Consider the following 6604-nt stretch of genomic DNA (forward strand, 5'->3'; position numbering starts at 1 on the left):
AGCGACGCGACGAAGGAGCGCCCTTGACGGCCCGGACCGAACCGGAAGGACAGTGGACTGGCGGGACGCCCCCGGACACCCCACCGACCCCGGTCAACTCAGACCCCGACCCCAACCCCCCGCCCGGCCCTCCCGACACCGCATCGACAAACCCCGCCCCCTCGCATTCCCGTCGACACGTCCGTCCCCGAGGCGGCAGATCCACCCGCCCCCGCCCCCGCCCCGCCCCCGCCTCTAGACCCGCCGGACCTCCACTCCCGCTGCCTCGAATTCCGCTGCCACCGGGTCCGGGAGGCCCGTGTCCGTCACCAGGACGTCCACCGCCTCCGTTGGGCAGATGCGGGCGAAGGCGCGGACCGCGAGTTTGCTGGAGTCCGCCGCGATGACCACCCGGCGGGCCCGTTCGCACAGCAGGCGGTTCATCGCGGCCTCGTCCTCGTGGCGGGTCGCCGCGCCGTCGGCCGGGTCGAAGGCGTCCACGCCGACGACCGCCGTGTCCATGGTGAGCTGGCCCAGGACCTGCTGGGCCAGCGGGCCGGTCAGCTCGTACGACTGGGGGCGGGCGACCCCGCCCGTCAGGACGATTTTGAACTGCGGTCTGATGACGAGCTCGCCCGCGATGTTGAGCGCATTGGTGACCACCGTCAGCGCAGGCGTGCCCGCCGCCAGGTCCGGGCGGCCCGCCAGCGCGCGGGCCACCTCCGTGGTCGTGGTGCCGCCGGTCAGGCCGACCACCTCGCCCGGGGTGATCAGCTCCGCCACGGCCTCGCTGATGCGGTGCTTCTCGGCGGCTCGGCGGGACGTCCGGTAGCGCAGCGGGAGTTCGTACGAGACGCCGTGGACCACCGCCCCGCCGCGCGTGCGGACCAGCAGCTGCTGCTCGGCCAGCTGGTCGAGGTCGCGGCGGATGGTCGCGGCGGACACGCCGAGGGTCCCCGCCGCCGGCTCGACCTCCAGCTCGCCCCGCTCCACCAGCAGGTCCAGCAGTGTTTGCCAGCGCTCCTTGCGGGTCATGGACCCCACGGTGATCGACCCCCTCGGGTGTGCTCCGACGGTCCTCCGCCGGCTGCTCCATTGGCCTACGCGTCGACATTAACTCAGGAGATCAACCCCGAGATGCTTGAAGTTGCGTGAAATCGACCGCTACCTTGCAGGAAAACGCAAGTGCACGCACTCACCGGGCCAGGGAGCCGCCATGAGTCACGTCGCGTACGAGTTGGGCACGCAGCCCCAGTGCTGGGAGCGGGCCGCCGAGCTGGCTCCGGCCCGGCGGGCCGTGCTGCCGCAGCCGGGGGAGCGTGCCGCGATCGTCGGGTGCGGGACCTCGTACTACATGGCCCAGGCGGCAGCTGCCCTGCGCGAGGAGGCGGGCCAGGGGGAGACCGACGCCTTCCCCGCGTCGGAGTTCCCCCTGCACCGCCGGTACGACCGGGTCGTCGCGCTCACCCGGTCCGGTACCACCACCGAGGTGCTGGACCTGTTGGCCGGGCTGCGGGACGCGGGGGTGCGCACGACTGCCGTCATCGGGGATCCGCAGACCCCGGTGACGGCCCTCGCCGACGAGCTGGTCGTCCTCGACTTCGCCGACGAGCAGTCCGTCGTGCAGACCCGTTTCGCGACCACCGCCCTGACCCTGCTGCGCGCCCACGTCGGCCGCCACACCGCCGCCGCCGTAGCCGACGCCCGGACCGCACTCGTCGAGCCGCTGCCCGAACAAGCCTCCAGCCGCGGGCAGTTCACCTTCCTCGGCCGCGGCTGGAGCGTGGGCCTCGCCCACGAGGCCGCGCTGAAGATGCGCGAGGCCTCGCTGTCCTGGTCCGAGTCCTACCCGGCGATGGAGTACCGGCACGGTCCCATCAGCGTCACCGCGCCGGGCACCCTCACCTGGTCGCTCGACGAGGCCCCCGAAGGGCTCGCCGAGCAGGTGCGCGCCACCGGCGGCCAGTGGGTGGGCGGGCGGCTCGACCCGCTCGCCGAGCTGGTACGGGTCCACCGGCTGGCGATCGCCGTCGCGGCGCACCAGGACCTCGACCCGGACCAGCCGCGGAACCTGACCCGCTCGGTGATCCTCACCGCCGGTGAGGAGGCGGTCCGATGAGCCTCGTCCCTGCCGGATCGCTCGTCGTCGAGGCGGCCGCCGCAGGCCGTGCCGTCGCCGCGTTCAACATCATCACCCTGGAGCACGCCGAGGCCGTCGTCGCTGGAGCGGAACAGGCGGGCCTGCCGGTCATCCTGCAACTGAGCGAGAACGCGGTGAAGTTCCGAGGCGGTCAGCTGCTGCCGATCTCGCGCGCCGCCGTCGCCTGCGCCGAGGCCGCCGGGATCCCGGTCGGCCTGCACCTGGACCACGTCAAGAGCCCCGACCTGCTCCGGCAGGCCGTGGATGCCGGGTTCAGCTCGGTGATGTACGACGCCGCGCAGCTCCCGTACGGGGAGAACCTGGAGGCGACCCGTTCGGCGGCCGACTGGGCGCACGCCAACGGGCTGTGGGTCGAGGCCGAGCTGGGCGAGGTGGGCGGGAAGAACGGCGCCGCCCCGCTCGACCCGCACGCGCCCGGTGCCCGGACGGATCCGGACGAGGCCCGCCGGTTCGTGGCCGATTCCGGTGTCGACGCGCTGGCCGTGGCGGTCGGCAGCAGCCACGCGATGACCAGCCGGACCGCCGAGCTGGACCACGTGCTGCTGGCGCGGCTGGCCAAGACGGTGGACGTGCCGCTGGTGCTGCACGGCTCCTCGGGGCTGCCGGACGCGGAACTCGCGGCTGCGGTGGCGGGCGGCATCCGCAAGGTCAACATCGGCACGGCGCTGAACCTGGCCATGACGGAGGCCATTCGCACGCACCTGACCCCGGCGGACCCGCGGCCCTACCTGACGGCGGCCCGTACGGCGATGACGGCGACGGCCACGGCGATGATCACTGCGCTGAACTGACCGTGCGGGTCCGCAAGAGAGGTGAATGCCCTGGACAATAGGGCGGCAAACCACCCTTTCCGGTGGCTTGGAAGAACCGTTTGATCACGCTCGGAGCCCCATAGCGTGATCACTGCCGCCTTCAGCGCCGCCTTGCGCGTCGCCATCGGAAAGGGATCACCCCCATGCGTCTTCGTACTGCCGTGCTCGCCGCCGCCAGCGCCCTCACCCTCCTCGTCGCCGTACCCGGCTCGGCCGGTGCCGCGGCGGGTGAGTTCGAGTACTCCTTCGCCGGGCTGGACGGCGCGACGCAGCGGGCCAGGATTCTCGACCCGGAGAGCGACGAGTGCATCTCCCTCCCCGAGGTCGCCGACCCGGCCGCCTCCGAGCCGGCCTTCTCGCCGCGCAACCGCACCGACGCCGTCGCACGGGTCTTCACCAACCCCGATTGCACGGGCGACGCGTTCGACCTGCGCCCGTTCACCGGCCGCGGCTCGGAGCGTCTGAAGCTGCGCTCGGTGCTCTTCATCCGCTGAACCGGCCCGCGAGGGTCAGCGGGGGGTGAGCCGGGCCTGGTGGCAGGTGAGGGAGTGCCACCGGGCCCGCTCCGGTGTCGCGCCCCGGTCCAGGGTGCGGCGCGCCTCGATCGCGGTCACATGGCGGTCGGTGGACAGGCACAGGAGGACGAACAGGCCGGTGTGCGTGGGCTCGACGGTCTCCTCGTAGTACCACTCGGCCGTGACGGTCCGCCGGCCGGCCAGGAACGGACGCTGGAGGAAGTCCTGTACGTCGAGGGGGAAGTGCCCGAGCACCCCCTGTGCCTCCGGCGGGTCCAGGAGCAGCCGCTCCACCGGCGCGCCGGGCCGGCCGGGCGCGGCCGCGCCACCCGTCTGCGGCGGTCGCCCCTCGAACGAACGACTCCGCAGCGAACCGGGTTCCACCCGGACCCGCTCGCCCCGGTGCTCGTGTGCCCTGCCGTCGGCGCGGTACACGGGCTGGACCCGGCACAGCCCGCGGTCTCCGAAGACCACCGCGAACGGGGCGCCGTCGGAGTAGACCCGGGCCCACCACACCAGGGACCTGCCCGCCTTTTCGAGCGTCTTGGCGCGTACGTCGGCCGGCAGCCGCTCCCAACACCCCTGGCGGTCGGGGGTCCCGGGGTCGACGGGCAGCGCTCCCGGCTCGTGGATCTGGGTCACGCCGGCGGAGCACTCGGAACGGTCGGCGGGTAACCGGTCCGCGGGCAGCCGGTCGCGGCGCTCCGGCAGTCGGTCCCGCCCGGCGAACTCCTGCTCCCAGGCCTTGTCCATGTCTCCCCCGATTCCTCGAAGTCGCTTGGCGCGCAAGCCCATTGTCGGCCACCGGGCGGCGCCCTGCCGGGTGGTCGGCGGAACCGGCCGCCCGCGACCCTTCCCCATTCTTGGAACGCGTTCTACTCTGTGCGCCGCCGCCACAGCGACCGGCTGGACCGCGAGACACCCGGAGGGGCCGTGCACCTCGAATACACGCCTGAGCAGCAGCAGTTGCGCAGCGAGCTGCGCGCCTACTTCGCCGAGCTGGTGCCTGAGGACGTCTACGCCCGCTACGAGGACCCGGCCGCCCAGAAGCGCTTCTACCGGGAGACCATCCGCAGGCTCGGCGCGGACGGGTGGCTCGGGGTCGGGTGGCCCAAGGCGTACGGCGGTCGCGGGATGTCGCCCATGGACCAGTTCATCTTCTTCGACGAGGCCGCGCAGGCCGTCGTACCGCTGCCGCTGATGGCGCTCAACACGGTGGGGCCGACCATCATGCAGTTCGGCACCGACGAGCAGAAGGCGTACTTCCTGCCGAAGATACTGTCCGGCGAGATCGACTTCGCCATCGGCTACAGCGAGCCGGACGCCGGCACCGACCTCGCGGCCCTCAAGTGCAAGGCCGTTCGCGAGGGCGACGAGGAGACCGGCACCTACGTGGTCAACGGGCAGAAGATCTGGACCACGAACGGCGACACCGCCGACTGGGTCTGGCTGGCCGTCCGCACCGATCCGCAGGCCCCCGCGCACAAGGGCATCACCATGCTCCTGGTGCCGACCTCCGACCCGGGCTACTCCTGCACCCTCATCAACACCCTTGCCTCGCACGACACCACCGCCAGTTACTACGAGAACATCCGCGTCCCGGCGAGCCGCCGCGTGGGACAGGAGAACAAGGGCTGGCGCCTGATCACCAACCAGCTCAACCACGAGCGCGTCACCCTGGCCGCGCACGGCACGATGGCCATCCGCGCCCTGCACGACGTCCAGCGCTGGGCGGCCGGGACCAAGCTCGCCGACGGCCGCCGCGTCATCGACCTCTCCTGGGTCCGCGGCCGGCTGGCCCGCACCCACGCCAGGCTCGACGCGATGAAGCTGCTCAACTGGCAGATGGTCAACGCCGTCCAGGACGGCACCCTGACCCCGCAGGACGCCTCCGCCGTCAAGGTGTACGGATCCGAGGCCCGCCGGGACGCGTACGCCTGGCTGATGGAGGTGGTCGGCGCGGCCGGCTCCCTCAAGGACGGCTCCGCGGGCGCGGTCCTGCACGGCGAGCTCGAACGCGGCTACCGCAGCGCCGTGATCTTCACCTTCGGCGGCGGGAACAACGAGATCCAGCGCGAGATCATCTCCTGGATCGGCCTGGGCATGCCGCGCGTCCGCCGCTGAGCGCGTGCGACGGCTGACGGTGGTCGGCGCATACCGGGGCCGGTCAGCGCCTGTCCGCGCGCGCTGACCTGCGCCCTGGGCTGGTTAACGGCAGATCAACCGAACCTTAAGGCTGCCTTTGGCCTGCTCGCCCAGCGGTGGTCCAAGCCGTCGGCAAAGGCGCCGCACACACGTCAACCCCACGGGTGCGGGGGTTGTGACCTGCATCTTCGTGCACAGTCCGATGGACGCGAACTCTGTGCGTGTGCCCACGCAGCACCCGAAGACGCCTTGATTCTGGGTTTGTGAGACGGCGACAAAAACCGAACGTGCCTGCGTTGTGGGCCGTATCCAGGACGAGGTGGGAGAACGTCCATCGGATCGAGGAGTGTCAGTGTCCAGGAAACGGACCATGAGTCTGAAGAAGAAGGCCGTGCTCTCTGTGGTCGCGGGAGCCCTGGCGGCCGGAGGGTTCGTCGCCACGATGGCGACCGGCAATGCCGCCGTCCCCGACGTCGTGTGCCAGGGGTCGACGGTGACGTTGTCGGGTGAGGCGGGTGCGCCGGCGGCGAGCAGTGGGACGTTCCCTGTCGGGACGAAGCTGAAGGTGACGAATCTGGACAACGGTCATGCGACGACGGTGACGGTGACCGGTCCGTCGGGCAGTTGTGCCCTGCTGAACAATGCGGCGTTCGAGCAGGTGCGGGAGCCGGGCAAGAACCTGATCCGGCGGGCGCGGATCGAGCGGGTGGCGGGTGGCGCTGCCGCGTCCGCTCCTGCGACGGGTGGGTCCGGTGCGGCGGGAGCTTCCGGTGGGTCCGGTGCGGCGGGTGTGCAGGTGCCGGCGGCCACCGGGGAGGTGGTGTGTCCGGGGTCGACGGTGACGTTGTCGGGTGAGGCGGGTGCGCCGGCGGCGAGCAGTGGGACGTTCCCTGTCGGGACGAAGCTGAAGGTGACGAATCTGGACAACGGTCATGCGACGACGGTGACGGTGACCGGTCCGTCGGGCAGTTGTGCCCTGCTGAACAATGCGG

The 6604-nt window shown here is 71.7% G+C and carries 7 protein-coding genes; 5 read left to right on the forward strand and 2 right to left on the reverse strand.

Going from position 1 to position 6604, the window contains the following annotated elements; translation table 11 throughout:
* Positions 1-234: 234 nt before the first annotated feature.
* Entirely contained in the window at positions 235-1014 is a 780-nt protein-coding gene (locus ABTY04_RS35240) for a DeoR/GlpR family DNA-binding transcription regulator (protein ID WP_352217526.1), read from the reverse strand.
* Positions 1015-1195: 181 nt separating this feature from the next.
* Here ABTY04_RS35240 and ABTY04_RS35245 point away from each other — a divergent pair, with 181 nt between their 5' ends.
* The 3 genes from ABTY04_RS35245 to ABTY04_RS35255 all read left to right on the forward strand — a co-directional run bounded on the left by ABTY04_RS35245 (position 1196) and on the right by ABTY04_RS35255 (position 3446).
* Positions 1196-2098, forward strand: coding sequence for an SIS domain-containing protein (locus tag ABTY04_RS35245; RefSeq protein WP_352217527.1), 903 nt, complete (start codon positions 1196-1198; stop codon positions 2096-2098).
* The gene (locus ABTY04_RS35250) at positions 2095-2931 is read left to right on the forward strand and encodes a class II fructose-bisphosphate aldolase (RefSeq protein ID WP_352217528.1); all 837 of its coding nucleotides are present in this window, start codon (positions 2095-2097) and stop codon (positions 2929-2931) included. The genes ABTY04_RS35245 and ABTY04_RS35250 overlap by 4 nt, the downstream gene beginning before the upstream one ends.
* 164 nt (positions 2932-3095) lie before the next feature.
* On the forward strand, positions 3096-3446 hold the full coding sequence (locus tag ABTY04_RS35255; protein WP_352217529.1) for a hypothetical protein: 351 nt from the start codon (positions 3096-3098) through the stop codon (positions 3444-3446).
* A 15-nt stretch (positions 3447-3461) separates the two neighbouring features.
* On the opposite strand, the gene ABTY04_RS35260 is transcribed toward ABTY04_RS35255, so the two are convergent.
* Entirely contained in the window at positions 3462-4220 is a 759-nt protein-coding gene (locus ABTY04_RS35260; protein ID WP_352217530.1) for a hypothetical protein, read from the reverse strand.
* 180 nt (positions 4221-4400) lie between these two features.
* On the opposite strand from ABTY04_RS35260, the gene ABTY04_RS35265 reads away from it, so the two are divergent.
* Together ABTY04_RS35265 and ABTY04_RS35270 are read left to right on the forward strand one after the other, a co-directional pair.
* Complete coding sequence (locus ABTY04_RS35265; protein WP_352217531.1) at positions 4401-5591, forward strand: acyl-CoA dehydrogenase family protein; 1191 nt, start codon at positions 4401-4403, stop codon at positions 5589-5591.
* Positions 5592-5982: 391 nt separating this feature from the next.
* Positions 5983-6604 (forward strand): hypothetical protein (locus ABTY04_RS35270; RefSeq protein WP_352217532.1); only part of this gene is annotated, 622 nt, incomplete at its 3' end.

The organism is Streptomyces sp. NPDC097981 (genome assembly GCF_040302565.1).
Taxonomy (GTDB): Bacteria; Actinomycetota; Actinomycetes; order Streptomycetales; family Streptomycetaceae; genus Streptomyces.